The following is an 18548-nucleotide window of genomic DNA, read 5'->3' as shown; positions in this document are numbered from 1 at the left end:
CCAGCTCACCGAAGAGATCAACAACCGCAAGGGCTGAGACCCCCACCCGGCAGACAGTGCGGGGCCGCACGGTGACACCCACCGCGCGGCCCCGCACTGGTGTCGATCACCATTGACGCCGATACGGCGGCCTTATAACTTCACTATACGGATTGTTGATTCCGGGAAGCGGAAACACTGTCGACGGTGAAGGGTGTGGACATGGGCCAGCAGGAGAAGGTGGCGACGAGCCTCGACGGTGCCGTCAGTGCGGGGATCAGCGCGTCCCTCGCGCCGGTCGACGCCGAACTCGCCCGCCGCTACCCCGGCGACCCCGGCACCCGCCAGCCCGTGCACACGGTCTACGTACCGGGAGACGCCTTCGAGGCAGGAACCCTGCGCTCCTGGGGTGACCGCGCGCTGCGGGCGCTCGACGAGCACGCCCCCGACGCCGACGCGCTCGCCTCCGTGCTCGGCATCCCGGACGAGCTGGCGGGCCCGGTCCACGACCGCGTCCGCGCCAAGCTGGAGCGCGAACCCGTCGAGGACCTGCGCATCGACTTCGAGGACGGCTACGGCTCCCGCTCCGACGCCGAGGAGGACGAGGCGGCGGCCCGGGCGGCCCGGCTCGTGGCGGAGGCGTACCGGGACGGCACGGCCGCCCCGTACATGGGCATCCGCGTGAAGTGCATGGAGGCCGCCGTACGCGACCGGGGCATCCGCACCACCGACGTCTTCCTCACCGGGCTGATGGAGGCCGGCGGTCTGCCCGACGGGCTCGTGCTGACCCTGCCGAAGGTGACGTACCCCGAACAGGTCACCGCCTTCGTCCAGCTGCTCGACGCCTTCGAGAAGGCGCACGCGCTGCCCGAGGGGCGGCTCGGCTTCGAGATCCAGATCGAGACCAGCCAGTCCATCCTGGCCGCCGACGGGACTGCCGCCGTCGCCCGCATGATCGACGCCGCAGCGGGCCGGGCGACCGGGCTCCACTACGGCACCTTCGACTACAGCGCCTGTGTCGGGGTCAGCGCCGCCTACCAGGCGAGCGACCACCCGGCCGCCGACCACGCGAAGGCCGTCATGCAGGTCGCCGCCGCCGGCACCGGCGTACGCGTCAGTGACGGCTCCACCAACGTCCTGCCCATCGGTCCCACCGACCGGGTCCACGAGGCATGGCGGCTCCACTACGGTCTGACCCGCCGCGCCCTGGCTCGCGCCTACTACCAGGGCTGGGACATGCACCCGGGACACCTGCCGACCCGTTACGCGGCCGTCTACGCCTTCTACCGCGAGGGCCTGGAACAGGCCGCCGCCCGCCTCGCCGCCTACGCGGCCAAGACCGGCGGCGACGTGATGGACGAACCGGCCACCGCCAAGGCGCTGAGCGGCTATCTGCTGCGCGGCATCGACTGCGGCGCCCTCGACACCGCCGAGGTGACCCGCCTGACCGGGCTGACCCGTGCCGACCTCGACGAGTACGCCTCGCCGCGGCGCGGCGGGCTGACCGTCACGGCGCCGTAGCGGTCTCCCGCCGGTCAGGCCGGGCGCAGTTCGCCCGAACCGCGCGGGATCAGCCGGGTCGGCAGTTCGACCCGGGCCGGGGCGTGGTCGGCGCCGTCGAGCCGGCGGAACAGGTGCTCGGCGGCGGTGCGTCCGGCCGCGGCCGGGTCCTGGGAGACGACGGTGATGCCGAGCAGATCCGCCAGTTCGATGTCGTCGAACCCGACCAGGGCCACGGGCCGCTTCCGGCCGGCCAGGACGCGCACGGCGGTGACCGTCACCCGGTTGTTGCCCGCGAACAGGGCCGTCACCGGCTCGGGGCCCGCCACCATGTCCTCCACGGCCGCGCGCACCCGCGCCGGATCCGTGGAGCCCAGCGAGACCCAGGAGTCCCGGACCGCGATCCCGGCATCCGCCATCGCCGCGTGGTAGCCGCGCAGCCGCTCCGTGGCGGTGTGGATCCTCGGCTGGTCACCGACGAAGCCGATGCGGCGGTGGCCGTGCGCGAGCAGATGGGCGACGCCCTCGCGGGCCCCGCCGAAACTGTCCGACAGCACCGTGTCGGCGTCGATCCGGCCCGCCGGGCGGTCCACGAACACCGTGGCTATGCCCGCCTTGATCTCGGGCTCCAGATACCGGTGGTCGTCGCCCGCCGGGATGACGATGAGGCCGTCGACCCGGCGGGCGCACAGGGCGAGGACCAGCTCCTGCTCGCGCTCCGGGTCCTCGGCGCTCGACCCGTTGATGAGCAGGGCCCCGTGGGCGCGCGCGACCTCCTCGACGGCACGGCTCAGCGGTCCGTAGAACGGGTCGGCGAGATCCTCCAGCACCAGCCCGATCGAGGCGGTGCGGCCCTTGCGCAGGACGCGGGCGCTGTCGTTGCGGCGGAAGCCCAGGGCCTCGATGGCCTCCTGCACCCGGCGCTCGGTGTCGGGGGTGACGCCCGGTTCGCCGTTGACCACGCGCGAGACCGTCTTGAGGCCCACGCCGGCTCGGGCGGCCACGTCCTTCATGGTCGGACGGTTGCCGTAACGGGGCTCTGGCTGACGGGTGGTCTCGGCCACGGTGCGCTGTCCTGTCGTCGGGTTACGGGCGGATCCGGGTGCGCCACGCGGGGCGCCGGAGGCTGTGGCGTCGAGCATAGGCCCTGGACAACGTTGTCAGCGGAATGGAGACTGTGCGGGACCACCGGCCGTAGCCGCAGGTCCCGCCCCCTCACCCCCGGAGCCGACCCGATGCACACCGACCTCGTCGCCGCGCTGGACATCGGCGGGACCAAGATCGCCGGAGCGCTGGTGGACGGGGCCGGCACGCTCCGCGCGCGGGCGCGCCGCCCCACGCCCGCCCGGGAGGACGGCGAGACGGTGATGGCGGCCGTCACCGAGGTCGTCGCGGAGCTGTCCGCCTCCCCGCTCTGGCCGAGGGTCCGGGCCGTCGGCATCGGCAGCGCCGGCCCGGTGGACGCGGCGAACGGCACGGTGAGCCCGGTCAACGTCCCGGGGTGGCGGGACTTTCCGCTGGTGGCACGGGTGAGCGCGGCGGCCGGCGGGCTTCCGGTCGAGCTGGTCGGGGACGGTGTCGCGATCACCGCGGCCGAGCACTGGCTCGGAGCCGCCCGGGGCCATGACAACGCCCTGTGCATGGTCGTGTCGACCGGGGTCGGCGGCGGACTCGTGCTCGGCGGCGCGCTGCACCCCGGCCCGAGCGGGAACGCCGGGCACATCGGGCACATCAGTGTGGACCTCGACGGCGATCCGTGTCCGTGCGGCGGGCGCGGCTGCGTCGAACGCATCGCGAGCGGTCCGAACATCGCCCGCCGTGCCCTGGCGAACGGCTGGCTGCCCGGCCCGGACGCCGACGCCTCGGCGGCCGGGGTGGCCGCCGCCGCACGGGCCGGGGACCCGGTCGCGCTGGCCTGCTTCGAGCGGGCCGCGCAGGCGCTCGCCGCGGGCATCGCCGCGACGGCCACCCTCGTGGAGATCGACATCGCGGTGATCGGCGGGGGAGTCGCGGGCGCGGGCGACCTCCTGTTCGCCCCGCTGCGCGGTGCCCTGCGCCGGTACGCCACGTTGTCGTTCGTCCAGGGCCTGACGGTGACCCCGGCGGTCATGGGCAACGACGCCGGCCTGGTCGGCGCGGCGGCCGCCGCCTTCGGTGCGCGGGACGGGGCGCGGGGGGCCCCGACGGTCCCGGTGCGGCCGTGAACCTCCCGACCGGACCCGGGTGACGGCGGAGGGGGCCGCCACCCGGGCCCGGACGGGCACGCGGGTGATGCGCGGATCCGCCCGGCCGGAGTCGTCCCGTTGTCGTCGACCGCGCCGTCGTCGCCGACGGCGAGGACCGGCCGGACGATCCGCGCACGCCACGGCGGGCGATTGCGTTAAAGCGTGTTGAAGTCTGTTGGAAGAGGCCCGGCGCCCGTTGTTCGGCATCTCGCCAAAACCCTTGACGGGGTTGCTGGTTGGGGGTGTGATCCAAGCGCACGTTCGGTTGTGTTCGGTTGCCTTCCGAAGGAGAAGGTCATGGCGCACTCGTACGACAGCACGGATCCGTCCCGCGGCGGCGCGGGACGGATGTCACGGCGGAGCCTGCTGCGCGGCGCGGCGGCCGGAGCCGGCGCGGTCACCCTTCCCGCTCTGCTCACCGCCTGCGGCGGTGGGCCCGGCGGCGACGGAAAGACCGTCACCCTGGGCTCCAACTCCTCCGACCCCATTCCGAAGAAGGCCTTCGCCGACGCGTTCAGGGCCTACGAGGCCCAGTCCGGCGGACGCACGGTGAAGGTCAACACCGTGGACCACAACACCTTTCAGGAGAACATCAACCGCTATCTCCAGGGCAAGCCCGACGACGTCTTCATGTGGTTCGCCGGATACCGCATGCAGTTCTTCGCCAAGAAGGGGCTGCTGCACGACATCAGTGACAACTGGCAGGCGTACGAGGGATTCTCCGACGCCCTGAAGGCGCAGTCGACCGGCGAGGACGGCAAGCAGTACCTCACGCCGTACTACTACTATCCGTGGGCCGTCTTCCACCGCAAGAGCCTCTTCACGGAGCGCGGCTACGAGGCGCCGAAGACGCTCGACGCGTACGTGGCGCTCGCCAGGCAGATGAAGAAGGACAAGCTGGACCCGATCGCGTTCTGCGACAAGGACGGCTGGCCCGCGATGGGCACCTTCGACTACATCAACATGCGCACCAACGGATACGCGTTCCACAAGAGCCTGATGGCGGGCCGGGAGGCATGGACCGACAAGCGCGTCAGGGAGGTCTTCGACACCTGGCGCCGGCTCCTCCCGTACTGCCAGCCGGGCGCCAACGGCCGTACCTGGCAGGAGGCCGCCACCAGTCTGCAGAAGCGCACCTCGGGCATGGCCGTCTTCGGACTCCCGCACCCCGGCGCCCAGTTCCCCAAGGACGAGCAGGGCGACCTCGACTTCTTCCCCTTCCCCGTCATCGACCCCGAGCACGGCCAGGACGCCGTCGAGGCGCCCATCGACGGTTTCCTCCTCGCCAAGAAGTCCAAGAGCCTCAAGAACACCAAGACGCTGGAGAGCGCCAAGGACCTGCTGAAGTGGCTCGCCACCGGCAAGGCCGAGGACATCTATCTCAGGAGCGACCCCAACAACATCGCGGTCAGCGAACGGGCCGACACCTCGCGGTACTCCCCGCTCCAGAAGAAGGCCGTCGACCTGGTCTCCGGGGCGAAGCAGATCTCCCAGTTCCTGGACCGCGACACCCGGCCCGACTTCTCCTCGACCGTCATGATCCCCGCGATCCAGAGGTTCATCAGCAGCCCGAACGACGTGGACGGACTCGTCAACGACATCGAACGGCAGAAGAAGACCATCTTCGCCTCGGACTGAACCGGGAGTACCGACCGTGTCGTTCACCTCGGGGCGGCGCACCGGACGACGGGGCTCGCGGCGGTTCACCCGCCGCGACCTGGCCGTCCTGGGCGCCCTGCTCGGCCTGCCCGTCCTGCTCGACCTCGCCGTCGTATGGGGGCCCACCCTGGCCTCCGTCGCCCTCTCCTTCACCAGCTGGGACGGGATCGGTGACATCGAGTGGGTGGGCACGCGCAACTACGTGAACCTCTTCACGAACTATCCGCCGTTCTGGCCCGCCGCCCGCCACAACCTGCTCTGGCTCGCCTTCCTGGGGCTGGTCGCCACCCCTTTCGGACTGCTGCTGGCCGTCCTCGTCGACAAGGGGGTGCGCTTCAGCCGGTTCTACCAGTCCACCCTCTACATGCCCGTGGTGCTCTCCCTGGCCGTGGTCGGCTTCATCGCCCAGCTCCTCTTCTCCCGCGACCAAGGGGCCCTCAACGCCGTCATCGGGGACACCCGCACCCCCACGGACTGGCTGGGCGACCCCGACCTCAACATCTGGATGGTCCTGCTGGCGGCGGCCTGGCGCCACACCGGCTATGTGATGATCCTCTACCTCGCCGGACTCAAGGCCGTGGACACCTCCCTCAAGGAGGCCGCCGCGATCGACGGGGCGAGCGAGACGCAGACCTTCTTCCGCGTCGTTCTTCCCACCCTGCGGCCGGTCAATGTGATCGTCGGCGTCATCACCGTCATCGAGTCGCTGCGCGCCTTCGACATCGTCTACGCCGTCAACCACGGCCGCAACGGACTCGAACTGCTCTCCGTCCTCGTCACGGACAACATCATCGGCGAGGCCAGCCGGATCGGGTTCGGCTCCGCCATCGCCGTCGTCCTGCTCGTCGTCTCCCTGGGATTCGTCGTCACGTACCTGGTCCAGGAGCTCCGAGGGGAGAAGGACCGATGACCTCGCCGCATCCGCCCGGGGCCGACCGGCCCCGACGTCGTGTCCGCCCCGGCCGGCTGGGCGTGCACGCCTTCCTCATGGCGGTCTCGCTCGCCTTCCTCGCCCCGCTGCTGCTCGCCGTCTACGCCTCGCTGCGTCCCTACGAGGAGACCTCCGAGCACGGCTACTTCTCCTTGCCGCGCCATCTCTCGCTGGACTACTACCGCCAGGCGTTCTCCGACTCCGGCATGACGAAGTACTTCGTCAACACCCTGATCATCGCCGTCCCCGGCGTGCTGGTGACCCTCTTCCTCGCCTCGTTCGTGGCGTTCGCCCTCGCCCGGCTGAAGCTGCGCGGCGGACTCGTCCTGCTGATGCTGTTCACCGCGGGCAACCTGCTTCCGCAGCAGGTGATCGTCACCCCGCTGTACGTCGTCTTCAACCGGATCCCGCTGCCGTACTGGATGTCCGACTCGATGACCATGTTCGACTCCTACTGGGCCGTCGTCCTGGTGCAGATCGGATTCCAGCTGGGCTTCTGCGTCTTCGTCCTGGCCAACTTCATGCGCACCCTCCCGCAGGAGATCCTGGAGGCGGCGGTCGTGGACGGCGCGGGCGTCTGGACGCGGTACTGGCGGATCACCCTGCCGCTGTGCCGGCCCGCCCTCGCCGCCCTGGGCACGCTCCAGTTCACCTGGATGTACAACGACTTCCTCTGGGCCCTGGTCTTCGTCTCGGACGGCGACAAGCTCCCGATCACCTCGGCGCTGAACAATCTGCGCGGTCAGTTCTTCACCGACTACAACCTGCTCGCCGCCGGTTCGGTGATCGTCGCCCTGCCCACCCTGGTGGTCTTCCTGCTGCTCCAGCGCCACTTCGTCGCGGGCCTCACCCTGGGGTCCGGCAAGGGGTGACACTGACCTGCGAAAACTGTCCTGCACGGCCGGTTCACCAGAGCGTGAAAGCCACCTGCGTCTCAACCGAAGCCGCCATACCGGAGGCGGGAGCATCACTGGATTCGACCTCCCGGCCCTCCCCACTGGAGGGCTGGGGAGAATCTGGGGAGAATTTCGGGGAGTCGACGATGGGGGCGCCCCCAAACCAGGCGTCCATCGCGGCCCGGCCGCGTCCGTCGGCCTCCGGCATGAAGTGCGCGTAGACCTTCAACGTGATCGACGGGTCTGCGTGCCCCAGCCACTTCGATACTGACACGACAGACTCCCGCGCATCCAGCTGCACCGAGGCGTAGGTGTGCCTGAGGGCGTGATAGCCGAACTCGCGGGTGTCGCCGTAGGCAAGGTTCGCTCTGGACCCCGGCTCGCGGGCCGGAGCGGCAGCAATCACGCCGACCTCGGCGAGAGCCTTCTTCCAGTAGTGCTGGTTCCACGACCAAGCACGGATGGCCCCGCCTTCCAGATTGGTGACGAGCAGGCGGTGGGTGCGGGGCCGCCTCTCCTCTTCCTCCTTCTTCGTCTCCGGCGGCGTGGCGTCCTTCCACGGCAGCGTGACGGGCTCGGGAGGGAACGCCTTCCGATGGGCACGGATCTGCTCCGCCAGGAACGCGGGCAGGGGCACAGTGCGCTCCTTGCCGTTCTTCGGTGGCGCGAACACCAGCTTGCCGGCGACACGCTTCACCTGGCGGCGGATGTGGATGACACCCGCCTCCTCGTCGATGTCCGTGTCCGCGTCGATGCCGAACGCCTCGCCCTGGCGGCAGCCGGCGCCGACGCCGATGTCGACGAGAATCTGGTACCTGGGGTGCAACGCGTTCTTAACTGCAACCACTCTGTCGCGGGACCACGCGCGAGCCTTACGTGGCGGAGCCACAGGGGCCTTGATGGTTTTGGCTTTGCACGGGTTGCGGCTGATGCGCTCGTCGTCGATGGCGTAGGCAAGGATGTTGGACAGGTAGCCCCAGACGGCGTTGGCCGTCCCGGGGGCGACGGTTCGCTCCAGTGTCTTGAGCCAGATCCGCAGTGTGCCGACTTTGATGTCGCGCAGCTTCTCGTTCCCGAGGTGGGGGAGGATGTGGGTCCAGACCCGCCCCTTGATGGTTTCCATCGTCGCCGGGTCGACCTTCAGGGTCGGCCACCAGTGCTTCTCGACGTACTCCCGCAGCAGAATGTTGCCGTCCCGGGGGTCGATGAACTCGCCCTTGGTCGACTCGTGCTCTGCCTTCGCCTTCCAGGCGTTGGCCCCGCCGGGACCGGTCAGGGTGTCGAATGACCGGTCCCGCACGCCGGGAATGCCTGCGACTCGGTAGCGTTTGCCCGTGCCGTAGCGGGCTGTTCTGCGCTTTTTACCTGTGACCGGGTCCGGACGCTTGGTCAGCCAGCGATCCTCGATGTAGCCGGGCATGCGGCAGCCCTCTCATCTCTGGGGAACGGAGCGACACGACGTCGCCCCGCCATAGTTGGAACCACTGTCCCCCGGCGATGACCATGGCGGTAGCGGCTTCCAGGGCCGCGGCGTGCTCGGGTACGAACAGTCCCCGCGACAGTTCGTACCTGACGGTTCCGCGTCCTTCTTTGACCACGACCGGAGCGTCTGCTGGGAGATCGGCTAGCTCGTAGGAGATTGAGAGCACGGATCCACCCCCTCTTGGGGCACACAGGGTCTGGGGGAGCCCTTGGGACGTATGTGTTCGGATCCGGAAACATATCGTCACCTTGGCGGTCACACAACACGTTGTTGATGATCCGATACGTGCAGCTTCCGAAAGGGCTGGCAGGTGACTAGCCCTCGAAGCGCTTGGCGCGCTCGTCCGCCTCGATCATCGCCTGCCAGCGCCGCCGCTCGCCCTTCTCCATGCCTGCCAGGTGGGCGACGATCACGCGGATGTCTTCGTCGTAGCCGGAGAGCTCGGTGGCCTGGTAGTCGAGGTACTGGACGGCCGCGGCACGCTGCACGATGGCTAGGGGGCGTTCCAGACCGGCGGCAATGCCGCGGAGGCGGTCCGGGTTGGGGGCCTGGGTGACGGCGTTGGTGGCGAGCTTCTGGAAGTACGGCTTGGAGAGCGGGTAGCCAGCGGCATCGGCCCGGTCGGCCATCTGCTGGTAGGAGACGCCGCGGCCGTCGTCGTTGATGTCGCGGACCAGCCGGCTGAGTTCGTCTCTGTCCATGTCCCTGACGAGATTGTCGGGTAGGTCGGGGGCTCCGGTGGTGCGGTTGTCGCTGGGGGCTGCTGCCTCCATGCCGCTTTCTCCTCGTGTCTCGTTCACACCGGCCGTCTCCTGAACAATCCGGGCCTGACTCTACAAATCGCAGGCCAGGCCGTACAACCATCTGGCAGTGAAGACGAATCGTCTACGACTTGATGCTACTCGTATGGATCCTTCGCGGAAACTTCACATCCGGCCGTTCGGATCTGTAGACGCAGCGGATTCAATCTGCTTCACTGTTCCTATCCAGAGCCGACCCGTTCTGATGGAGATCCATTGAGTGTCCGATACGCCCTCCGTGACCCCAAAGTCCTTCGATGGGTGATGGATCACCCAGGGCGGGGGGCCCCGTACAGCATCCGGCAACTGGCCGACGCGATCGGCCTGAGCCACCACGCCCTCATAGGGCACCTCCTGACCGGGGAGCGAAACGACTGCGACATCCGGACTGCCCACCGCATCGCGGAGGCGGTCGGTGTGGCAGTGCTGGTGCTCTTCGCGCCCTCCGCGTCTCCGGAACCGAACGGAACGGATCGAGATCGAGACCCGCTAGCAGTTGGGGCAACACCGCCCCCCACGTAAAGGAGCCCACATGGATGAGAACCGCAAGCTCGCAGTCCAGCCGCCGCCGTCCGGCTTTGTCTGGATCGAGGACTACCGCACCGGCGACGGCTCCGTGCACATCCCGGGCATCGCGTCCCGGCTCGGCATCAGCCCGAGCACCTACCGAAAGTGGCGGATGCGCGACGAAGGGCCTGACACCGTCCGCATCGGGAAGAAGATCGCAGCTCGTATCACCGCCATCGAGGACTGGCTGCGGTCTCTGGAGCGGGCCGCCACGCAGGAGCGCGCCGCCTCCCGGGCCGTGATCGAGCACAGCATGCGCCCGGCCGAGCCGCGCCGGCTCTACCGCCCCCGAGAGCGGCACGTCGAAGACCACGCCAAGGCCATCGCCTGACGGCAGCGAACGAGGCCGCCCCGAAACGCCAGCCCCGGGACGACCTCCGATCCACCCCATCCACAGCACGCAACGAAAGGGGCTTCACGTGCCTCGATCATCTCAGACCCTGACGCGTCGTGACGATCTGATCGCGATGCTGCGCAACGGTGGCGCCCGCGTGGACTCGACCGCCGAGTACGTCACCAACGCCTTCGCCGCCGAGGTCATCGCCGCCCGGGACGCGCAGATCATCGCGTGGCTGGAGAAGAAGGCCCGCGAGGAGGGCACCGCCAACAAGAACGCCCGCGTCCGGGCGACCGCCATCTACCGCATGGCCGACAAGCTCAGCCGGGGCGACGAGTTCGAGGAGGCGGACGAGCAGGCGCTGGTGTCGCTGCGCCGCCTGACCGGGGGTGCGGCATGAGGACTCAGCCCCGCACGATCGCCGCGCTCGACGTCCCCGTCGCCGAGGTTGAGCAGCAGCTGGCCGCCGACGTCCTCGTCCGGGCCCGCGCCGCGACGCACTCCCCGTCGGATGCCCTCGCGTACTCCCTCGATCTGTACCTCGTCACCCACCCCGACGCCCCCGTGTCCACCGACGCGGACTACCCCGGCTGGACCGCTGGAGGCACCCGATGAGCTACTCCGCCACCTACTTCGTGAACGCGGCCACCCACGTGCGGGGCAATGCGTCCGCGCGCCCCGTGCTGTACGTGGAACCGGACGGTCAGCACCAGTCGGGGTACGTCACCTTCCAGATCGACTCGAAGCTGCCGGTCGATGAGCAGCTGGCGATCGCCGATCATTTCGCCGCGGCAACGGCTGCATGGCGCGACAAGATCGCGGCGCGGGTCGAGCAGGAGCGGACGGCCACCGATGAACTCGAAGCAGCGCGGGCCGAGATTGCCCGGCTCAAGGCCGAGGTCGGTGAGGACGCATGAGCACCGCGTCGGCAAACGCCCTGCTGCTGACCGCAGCCCTGGACAACGCCCGCACCGAACTGGCCGAGGCGGAGACGGTCGACATCACCGACGACCTGGCCCTGGTCGCCTCGCATGCGGCAGTCACGGATGCGCTGCGCCGGGTGCTGTGGGCGCTGAACGAGCTCGACGACGAACCGGACGTGGCCGCCCAGGTCGCGGCGGAGGACGGGGTGCGCCACATCGGGGCCCCGGTCCAGCGCAACGGGTCGGTGGCGGCGTGAAGCGCCCCACCGTCACCATGCAGGCGGTGCTCCTCGGCGTCCTGCCGGACGCTCCCGCCGAAGCCCAGCAGGCGGCCGGGGCCGCCCTGGTCCGCAGCCTCGGTTTGGTCGACCGGCCCCGCGACCTGAAAGCGGAGCGGGACTACGCGGACTCCGTCGCCTCCGGCTACGTCACCCTCCCGGCCGGCTGCGCCATCCGGCCCCCGGAGCCGACACCGGAGCAGCTGAACAGCATCTGGGACGACCTCGCCCCCGACCCGTTGGGCGGCGGACTCACCCGACTCCTCAACGAGACGGCAACCACGTGACCGCGTACACGGTCACTGCCTCACTCATCGGCCTCGCTTTCTGCGCGATGGCCGTTGCCCCATCTCTCTGGTCCCGAAAGGGCAAGTCATGAGCCTCCACCTCGGCATACGCCGGCCCCGCAAGCATCGTGCGGTCGACGCCGTCACCAACCTGCGGGACGAAAACCGGCGCCTCCTCGGCCAGGTCGTCGGGGCCGGCGACGCCATCGCGCTCCTGGAACAGCAGTTGGCGGAGGCCAGGGCCAAGCAGGGCGAGGCGGAGCGAGTTGTCGTCTGCCTGGACGCCGACCTCGTCGAACGCACGCAGGAGCGCGACCAGTTGGCCGCTGAGGTGGTCGTACTCAGGGCCCGGCTCGCCCCATACCTGGCGGCCGACGCCAACCGGGACGCCGTCACCGTACCCCCGGCCGAGCGCGACACCACGCAGACGTTCCGCGTCGTCGCCACCTGACCCGCCGGGCCGGCCGTGCCCTGTCCGGCCGGCCCGGCGACCAACGCAAGACGCCCCGCCAGGACAAGTGGCGGGGCGCCCACCACCAGCATCCCAGAGAAGGACGCCATGACGACCATCAACGCCCACAAGCTGCAGCGGCTCATCAAGCAGACCAGCGCCCACATCAGCTCCGACGACACCCTGCCGCCCATCAACGGCATCCGCTTCGAGTGCGACGGCGTCCACATCCACGCCCTCGCCACCGACCGCTACACCTTCGCCGTGGCCCGCACGAAGGTCCGCGAGGAGACCGACTCCTGGTCCGTCACCATCAGCGAGAAGACCCTCGGCTGGCTCATCCCCTGGCTGGAGACGCACAAGGGCGACACCATCCTCAACCTGACGGCCAGCGCTGACGGGCTGACCATCACCGACGACGACGGGAAGCTCACCGTCCCCGCTCCCGAGACGACTTTCCCGACGTGGCAGCACCTGTTCCGAGAAGCTCTGCAAGATGCCTCCAAGTCGGGCGACCTCGTCTCCGTCGACACCGACATGCTCAGCCGCTGGAAGCACGCCGACACCCACCTCCGGGTCTGGCAGACGGGCGCCGAGAAGCCGCTGCTCCTCATCGGCGAGAACTTTCTCGGCCTCCAGATGCCGTGCCGGTACAGCGGCGACAACAAGAACCGGGTCGACGTGATTGGCGAGTGGGTCGGGAGTCTCGCCAAGAAGCAGGATGACAACGCCGAGCCCGTCGCGCCGCTCCCGCAGCCGGGCGCCGTCGCCGAGATGGCCGAGGAAATGCTCCGGCAGACCCTGCGCTCCACATCGGAGATGTTCGGCGCGGACATGGAAACCGAGAAGGAACGTCGCGCCTTCACCGCATGGGTCCACTCCGGGATCTACGCCTGGTCCGCCTACCGGCTGCTCCAGGCGCTGAAGCAGGCCGACCCGGACCTCGCCGAGCAGACCGTGCGCGACCTCTCCGAGCAGCTGGAATCCGGCGAGATCGGCGAGTGGGCCTGGGACGAGGCGGAAGCCGCCGGACACGACCCGCAGAAGTGGTCTGACGACTACGAGGCCCACCTCAAGCGGATGGCCGACAAGCGCGCCGCCGAACAGAGCGCCGCCTGATCACCCGCAACCGGCAGGCGTTCGAGCCCGGCTCCGTCTGCCCGCCGTGGGCCGCCAACCCCAAGGCGGCCCATGGCACCCACCAAGGAGAACCACATGAGCCCCACCGAGCACCCGATCCAGTGCCGCATCTGCGGCTCCACCGCTGGACCATTCGTCCGCCTGGCTGGCCGCCCCCTCTCCCGTCGCCCCCTCTGCGAGGACTGCCACGACGCGCAGGACGGCAAGAAGTGACCGCCACCCTCGAACCCCCATTGACCGAGGCCCCGGTCGTAATCGACGGCATGCCCGCCGACGACTACCACGCCGACAGGAACAGCATCTCCTCGACCGGGCTACGGAGGCTCCTCGCACCCGGCTGCCCCGCACAGTTCAAGTACGACCTCGACCACCCGCAGCCGCCGAAGAAGGAGTTCGACCTCGGGCACGCCGCCCACCTGATGGTGCTCGGGGAAGGCCCGGAGCTGGAGGTCATCGACGCACCGGACTGGAAGAAGGTCGCCACCCGCGAACTCCGAGACACGGCCTACGCCGAGGGCAAGGTACCGCTCCTCACAAAGGACCACGAGCAGGTGCAGGCGATGGCGGAGGCGATCCGCCAGCACCCGCTGGCCGGCCCGCTGTTCCAGCCGGGCAAGGGCGTCGCCGAGCAGTCGATCTTCTGGACTGACCCGGCGACCGGGGTCCGCTGCCGGATCCGCCCCGACTGGCTGAAGCAGCTGCCCGGTCTCACGCTCTGCGTCGACTACAAGACGATCAAGTCCGCCGATCCGGAGACCGTGTCCAAGGCCATCCGAGACCACGGGTACCACCAGCAGGACGCCTTCTACACCGACGGAATCTGGGCGGCACTCCAGCCCGAGGACGTCCGCTTCGTCTTCGTCTTCCAGTCCAAAACCGCGCCCTACCTGGTCACCGTCCGCGAACTCACCGACCAGAACCGGGACATCGGCCGCGCGAAGAACGAACGCGCCCTCCGCATCTACGCCGACTGCCAGGCCACCGGCATCTGGCCCGACTGGACCGGGCCCGTCACCCAAATCCCCACCATCTCCATGCCCACCTGGGCTGTCCTCAACGAAACCTCGGAGTACATGTCATGAGCACCAACGAGATCGCCACCCGCGACGAGCAGCAGGCCGTCGCCACCCAGCAGACCAACAGCCTCCCCGCTCCGGCGCCGACCGAGGGCACCAACGCCCTCATGGCTTGGGCGCAGGAAGCCAGCCTCGCCTACGACATGGCGCAGAAGCTCGCCGTCACCTCCTTCGTCCCGGCAACTCTCCGCGGTAAGCCCGGCGACATCGCCGCCGCGATCCTCGCCGGCTCCGAGCTCGGCATGAAGCCGATGGCCACCCTCAAGTCGATCGACGTGATCCAGGGCACGCCCGCCCTCCGGGCCCACGCGATGCGGGCCATCGTCCAGCGGCAGGGCCACGAGATCGAGCTCGTCGAGTCCGACCCCCAGCACTGCATCCTCCGCGGGCGCCGGAAGGACGCCGAGTCGTGGCAGACCGTCGAGTGGACTCTTCAGCGGGCCGCCCAGATGAAGCTCACCGAGAAGGCGGAGTGGAAGAAGCAGCCGCAGAACATGCTCGTCGCCCGCGCCACTGGTGAGCTGTGCCGGCTGATCGCGTCGGACGCCCTGCACGGCATGGCCTACGTGTCCGAGGAACTGGAGGGCACGGTCCACGGCGAGCTCGTCCAATCCCGCGCCCCGCTGAGCGTCTCAGCACTCACGGCCCCGGCGGCACTGCCCGAGCCGGCCCCGGCACCCGTCGAGGAGACCCACCAGGTGACCCGTGACGACCAGGCCCCGGCCGACGGGATCTGGGACGCGGAGGCCGCAGAGGACTCCGTCGACTGGCCCGAGACCGCCCAGCCCGGCTCCGCCGCGTAGCCATCCGCACCCGGGGCCCCGCCCGCCGCTAACAGGCGGGGCCCCGGCCACCCAAGGAGACCACGAGCATGACCGCCAACCACAGGGCCGAAGCCGAAAAGCACCTCAGCAAGGGCTCGTTCATCACCGGCCCCGACACCGCGCACCCGGCAGACCCGGTCGCCACCGAATACCACCTCCGCATGGCCCTGGTCCACGCCACCCTCGCCCGCGACGAGGACAACGCGGCCACCCTCGCCGACCTTCGTGACGCCAACAGCAAACTCCGTAACGACCTGGCAAACATGCGCCGCATCATCGTCGACCACGTCGCCGACAACCTCGGCCGCCAAGACTTGTACGCGTGGCGATCCGCCCGAGACCTGACTCGGGACCTTGACACCTACGGGCAGAACATCGACCAGGCAGTCGACGAGCGCCTGGAAGACCGGGGCATCGACCCGCGCAACGCCTGGATTGGACCCCACGACCAGGTCAACCCGGACACGAAGAAGTGGACCGACCTCAGCGGAACCATCTGGGACCTGAACCGGTCGTGGATCGACTGCGACGGCAACAACTGGGAGTGGACCGGCGAGTTCGATCAGGGGCCGCTCATGCACTGCAAGGCCATCGGGAACACGTCGACGCTCGACGCGATCTACATCTTCCACCGGCCGCTGCTCCCCGCCGAAGACCCGGCTGCCACCGACGTCCCGTTCTAACCCCCACCCGCACCTCGGGGCAGCCCCGTACCCGAAATACGGGGCTGCCCCAGACCAGGAGACCACACGGACGTCACCCACGACCGTGACGACCACAGAGCACTCACACCCGTCGGAGCAGGAGGAAGACCGTGGCCAAGATCGTGAAACGTTCCGTGAAACAAAATCTGTCGGAGGGGTGCCATAAGACCGATGACATGACAGCACCGATCCAGCCTGCCCTCGACGGCAGCATCCCCGTCGCCCCCGCCACCACCTCCCGCTGCCAGTCGGAGGATTACGAAGCCTGGCTCGCAGAAGTCTGGCCCAAGTTCATAGCAGTGGCCGCTGCAGGCCGGACCTTCACCTGCTACTCCGTCGCTGACGCTCACAAGCTTCCCGACCCCCCGAACCCGCAAGCTCACTGGGGTCGGCTCATGACCCTGCTACGCGACGAGGGCTACATCCGCACCGCCGGCTGGGCGTGCTCCGACCGCCCCACCACCCACCACTCAGGCGTCCGCACCTGGAAAGGAACCGCAGCAGCACGACGGGAGGTGGCTGCATGAACGGCCTCGACGCCCTACTCACTGGCGGCCAGATCCTCGCCGTGAACGCCGCAGCCGGCGACATGGCCATCAACGCCGCCACAACCCTCGGCCCCGGACTCCTCGCCGCCACCACCGGCGCCGCCGTCTGGTGCGGCCTCCGCTGGGTCGCCGACCGCTGCCGCGACCGGGCCGAACGCCGCGAGTACGCCGCCCGCGCCCACCGACTCAACCGGGTCGCCGACCAGGCCGACCGCATCATCGCCGCCGCAGGCAACCAGCTCGCCGAACACCTCCACCAGCAAATCCACACCACTAACACCCGCGAGGGGGAGAAATGAGCACCACAACCCGAACCGCCGCCTACCAGCCCCCGCCTCACGGCACCCCCTCGCGCTACAGCGGGCCCCGTCGGCACAACCGCTGGCAGCCTTGCCGCTGCGAAGACTGCCGCACCGCCATGCGGCGGGCTGACAAGCTCCGCGAGCTGCGCCGAAGCCGCGGCACCAGCGGCTACGCCAACCGCGACACCGTCGCCACGCACCTCCGCATCCTCCTTGACCACGGATGGAGTGGCCAGCAAGTCGCGGACGCGGCAGACCTCAACCGCAAAACGGTGTGGAACATCCTGAAGTCCGACGCATCCACCGTCCACTTCGGAACGGCGCGGGCCATCCTTCGACTCGTTCCCACCGAGCGCCCCGACGGCACGGTCTCGTCGATCGGATCGATGCGCCGCAGCCACGCACTCGCCGCTATGGGCTGGCCTCTCGCCTGGACGGCCGCCCAGGCCGGCCTCTCCTACACGGGGCTGCGGGACATCTCCGCAGGTCGAACCAAGTCCGTACAGCGCGCCTACCACGACGCCATCCAGGCCCTGTACCGAACCCACGCCATGCGCCCGGGGCCGTCCGACGTCGCCCGCCGGGTCGCCCTCAGCAAGGGCTGGGCAACAGCTGTGGCGTGGGACGACGACGCCATCGACGACCCTGCGGCACGGCCTGCGACCGCGGCACCTGTCAGGGCGCTGACCCGGAACGAGCTCGCATCCGTCCGCCGCGCCGAGATCGAGCACCTCAACCAGTTCGGCATCGCGGAGAAGGACATCGCCGCCCGGCTCAACATTGCGCTGAAGACCGTGCAGGGCATCGTCCGCGAACTTCGCTCCAGCGAGCGCCGGGACCGCACTCAGGCGGCGGCATGAGCACCGACTGGCGCGTGGACGCCCTCTGCCGTCAGACCGATCCGGACCTGTTCATGCCCGAGGTAGGCGGCTCCGCGAAGGACGCGAAGGCCACCTGCATGGCGTGTGAGGTGCGACGCGAATGCCTCGACTACGCCATCCAGGCCGGCGAGCGCTGGGGTGTGTGGGGCGGGCTCGGCCAGCAGGAACTCCGCCGGCTCACCCGGGCGCGGCGTGCCGAGACGAAAGCGGCATGACAACGGCGGGTCACCACCAGGTGGCCCGCCACACCGCGTTGCACGCACGACAAAACCCCGCCGCGGCGGGGGAGAGAGAGGAGGGGACGTGTCAGTCGTCGGCGTCCGCAGCCGCGAAATTGGCCCGGAGGCGCTCGATGTCATTGGTCATCTTGTGCCGGCGCTTCTCGTCGGGCATCTCGTCGATGTACCGGCGCAGCGCCTCAACGGTCCGTCGGTCCTCCGCCGCCCGCTCGTAGAAATCGGGCGTGACCAAGTAGATCCGGCGACGGCCACGGACGGTCAGTGCGCTATCGAGCCCGTCTTCACGAGCCTGCTCGATCAGGCGCGTCAGCAAGGGCCGGGCCTTGGTGAGGGGCACTTCCTGCACGCCATCGGCGGCGATCTTCGGTTCCAGGTCGGCGGACATGGCAAGAGTGTAAGCCATTGCCCTGTTTCCCAGTATGGCGACTCTTGCCAAAGTTTAAAGAATGGTGAGAGAGTGTTGCCACGGCCGAACGTGACCGCCCCCAGGGGCCTGGTTCCGCGTGCCTCAACGTCCC

Annotated in this window: 25 protein-coding genes; 21 read left to right on the top strand and 4 right to left on the bottom strand. The window is 69.3% G+C overall.

Translation table 11 applies throughout. The features are described 5' to 3' along the window. Positions 1-201 precede the first annotated feature (201 nt). A complete protein-coding gene (locus ACWCXC_RS31910) occupies positions 202-1500 on the top strand; it encodes a DUF6986 family protein (protein WP_450891302.1) in 1299 nt (432 codons plus the stop codon). Between the two features lie 14 nt (positions 1501-1514). Here the strand turns inward: ACWCXC_RS31910 and ACWCXC_RS31905 are convergent, their stop codons facing one another. Continuing rightward, entirely contained in the window at positions 1515-2543 is a 1029-nt protein-coding gene (locus tag ACWCXC_RS31905) for a LacI family DNA-binding transcriptional regulator (protein ID WP_450681990.1), read from the bottom strand. Between the two features lie 171 nt (positions 2544-2714). On the opposite strand from ACWCXC_RS31905, the gene ACWCXC_RS31900 reads away from it, so the two are divergent. The 4 genes from ACWCXC_RS31900 (at position 2715) to ACWCXC_RS31885 (ending at position 7166) form a co-directional block, all read left to right on the top strand. Beyond that, a complete protein-coding gene (locus ACWCXC_RS31900; RefSeq protein ID WP_450681991.1) occupies positions 2715-3683 on the top strand; it encodes an ROK family protein in 969 nt (322 codons plus the stop codon). A 369-nt stretch (positions 3684-4052) separates the two neighbouring features. Continuing rightward, positions 4053-5342, top strand: a complete 1290-nt coding sequence (locus ACWCXC_RS31895; protein WP_450891301.1) for an ABC transporter substrate-binding protein — start codon at positions 4053-4055, stop codon at positions 5340-5342. Positions 5343-5358: 16 nt separating this feature from the next. After that, positions 5359-6273, top strand: coding sequence for a carbohydrate ABC transporter permease (locus ACWCXC_RS31890; protein ID WP_450891299.1), 915 nt, complete (start codon positions 5359-5361; stop codon positions 6271-6273). Continuing rightward, the gene (locus ACWCXC_RS31885) at positions 6270-7166 is read left to right on the top strand and encodes a carbohydrate ABC transporter permease (RefSeq protein ID WP_450891298.1); all 897 of its coding nucleotides are present in this window, start codon (positions 6270-6272) and stop codon (positions 7164-7166) included. The genes ACWCXC_RS31890 and ACWCXC_RS31885 overlap by 4 nt, the downstream gene beginning before the upstream one ends. Before the next feature lie 34 nt (positions 7167-7200). Here the strand turns inward: ACWCXC_RS31885 and ACWCXC_RS31880 are convergent, their stop codons facing one another. Together ACWCXC_RS31880 and ACWCXC_RS31875 are read right to left on the bottom strand one after the other, a co-directional pair. Then, positions 7201-8610, bottom strand: coding sequence for a tyrosine-type recombinase/integrase (locus ACWCXC_RS31880; RefSeq protein ID WP_450891297.1), 1410 nt, complete (start codon positions 8608-8610; stop codon positions 7201-7203). A gap of 377 nt (positions 8611-8987) precedes the next feature. Then, positions 8988-9446, bottom strand: a complete 459-nt coding sequence (locus ACWCXC_RS31875; RefSeq protein WP_450891296.1) for a hypothetical protein — start codon at positions 9444-9446, stop codon at positions 8988-8990. A gap of 559 nt (positions 9447-10005) precedes the next feature. On the opposite strand from ACWCXC_RS31875, the gene ACWCXC_RS31870 reads away from it, so the two are divergent. The 16 genes from ACWCXC_RS31870 (at position 10006) to ACWCXC_RS31795 (ending at position 18006) form a co-directional block, all read left to right on the top strand. After that, the gene (locus tag ACWCXC_RS31870) at positions 10006-10371 is read left to right on the top strand and encodes a helix-turn-helix transcriptional regulator (protein ID WP_450891295.1); all 366 of its coding nucleotides are present in this window, start codon (positions 10006-10008) and stop codon (positions 10369-10371) included. A gap of 88 nt (positions 10372-10459) precedes the next feature. Next, complete coding sequence (locus tag ACWCXC_RS31865; protein ID WP_450891294.1) at positions 10460-10777, top strand: hypothetical protein; 318 nt, start codon at positions 10460-10462, stop codon at positions 10775-10777. Continuing rightward, positions 10774-10992 carry a hypothetical protein gene (locus tag ACWCXC_RS31860; protein ID WP_450891293.1) on the top strand — a complete coding sequence of 73 codons (219 nt, stop codon included), beginning with the start codon at positions 10774-10776 and terminating at the stop codon, positions 10990-10992. Before ACWCXC_RS31865 ends, ACWCXC_RS31860 begins: the two co-directional genes overlap by 4 nt. Further along, complete coding sequence (locus ACWCXC_RS31855) at positions 10989-11294, top strand: hypothetical protein (RefSeq protein WP_450891292.1); 306 nt, start codon at positions 10989-10991, stop codon at positions 11292-11294. The genes ACWCXC_RS31860 and ACWCXC_RS31855 overlap by 4 nt, the downstream gene beginning before the upstream one ends. Further along, entirely contained in the window at positions 11291-11557 is a 267-nt protein-coding gene (locus ACWCXC_RS31850; protein WP_450891291.1) for a hypothetical protein, read from the top strand. The genes ACWCXC_RS31855 and ACWCXC_RS31850 overlap by 4 nt, the downstream gene beginning before the upstream one ends. Further along, positions 11554-11865: a hypothetical protein gene (locus ACWCXC_RS31845; RefSeq protein WP_450891290.1), complete on the top strand. Its 312-nt coding sequence runs from the start codon at positions 11554-11556 to the stop codon at positions 11863-11865. Before ACWCXC_RS31850 ends, ACWCXC_RS31845 begins: the two co-directional genes overlap by 4 nt. 88 nt (positions 11866-11953) lie before the next feature. Next, positions 11954-12316, top strand: a complete 363-nt coding sequence (locus ACWCXC_RS31840) for a hypothetical protein (protein ID WP_450891289.1) — start codon at positions 11954-11956, stop codon at positions 12314-12316. A gap of 108 nt (positions 12317-12424) precedes the next feature. Further along, complete coding sequence (locus ACWCXC_RS31835; RefSeq protein WP_450891288.1) at positions 12425-13435, top strand: DNA polymerase III subunit beta family protein; 1011 nt, start codon at positions 12425-12427, stop codon at positions 13433-13435. Positions 13436-13531: 96 nt separating this feature from the next. Beyond that, on the top strand, positions 13532-13669 hold the full coding sequence (locus ACWCXC_RS31830; RefSeq protein ID WP_450891287.1) for a hypothetical protein: 138 nt from the start codon (positions 13532-13534) through the stop codon (positions 13667-13669). After that, positions 13666-14538 carry a PD-(D/E)XK nuclease-like domain-containing protein gene (locus ACWCXC_RS31825; RefSeq protein ID WP_450891286.1) on the top strand — a complete coding sequence of 291 codons (873 nt, stop codon included), beginning with the start codon at positions 13666-13668 and terminating at the stop codon, positions 14536-14538. The genes ACWCXC_RS31830 and ACWCXC_RS31825 overlap by 4 nt, the downstream gene beginning before the upstream one ends. Beyond that, positions 14535-15335 carry a hypothetical protein gene (locus ACWCXC_RS31820; RefSeq protein WP_450891285.1) on the top strand — a complete coding sequence of 267 codons (801 nt, stop codon included), beginning with the start codon at positions 14535-14537 and terminating at the stop codon, positions 15333-15335. Before ACWCXC_RS31825 ends, ACWCXC_RS31820 begins: the two co-directional genes overlap by 4 nt. Positions 15336-15403: 68 nt before the next feature. Then, on the top strand, positions 15404-16039 hold the full coding sequence (locus ACWCXC_RS31815) for a phiSA1p31-related protein (RefSeq protein ID WP_450891284.1): 636 nt from the start codon (positions 15404-15406) through the stop codon (positions 16037-16039). Between the two features lie 131 nt (positions 16040-16170). Then, entirely contained in the window at positions 16171-16587 is a 417-nt protein-coding gene (locus ACWCXC_RS31810) for a hypothetical protein (protein ID WP_450891283.1), read from the top strand. Beyond that, a complete protein-coding gene (locus tag ACWCXC_RS31805) occupies positions 16584-16907 on the top strand; it encodes a hypothetical protein (protein ID WP_450891282.1) in 324 nt (107 codons plus the stop codon). The genes ACWCXC_RS31810 and ACWCXC_RS31805 overlap by 4 nt, the downstream gene beginning before the upstream one ends. After that, a complete protein-coding gene (locus ACWCXC_RS31800; RefSeq protein WP_450891281.1) occupies positions 16904-17770 on the top strand; it encodes a hypothetical protein in 867 nt (288 codons plus the stop codon). Before ACWCXC_RS31805 ends, ACWCXC_RS31800 begins: the two co-directional genes overlap by 4 nt. Continuing rightward, positions 17767-18006, top strand: a complete 240-nt coding sequence (locus ACWCXC_RS31795) for a WhiB family transcriptional regulator (protein WP_450891280.1) — start codon at positions 17767-17769, stop codon at positions 18004-18006. The genes ACWCXC_RS31800 and ACWCXC_RS31795 overlap by 4 nt, the downstream gene beginning before the upstream one ends. Before the next feature lie 91 nt (positions 18007-18097). Here ACWCXC_RS31795 and ACWCXC_RS31790 read toward each other — a convergent pair whose 3' ends face one another. After that, complete coding sequence (locus tag ACWCXC_RS31790) at positions 18098-18415, bottom strand: type II toxin-antitoxin system prevent-host-death family antitoxin (RefSeq protein ID WP_450891279.1); 318 nt, start codon at positions 18413-18415, stop codon at positions 18098-18100. Positions 18416-18548 lie beyond the last annotated feature (133 nt).

This window comes from Streptomyces sp. NPDC001515 (genome assembly GCF_053597115.1).
This window is presented reverse-complemented; position numbering and strand designations above follow the sequence as displayed.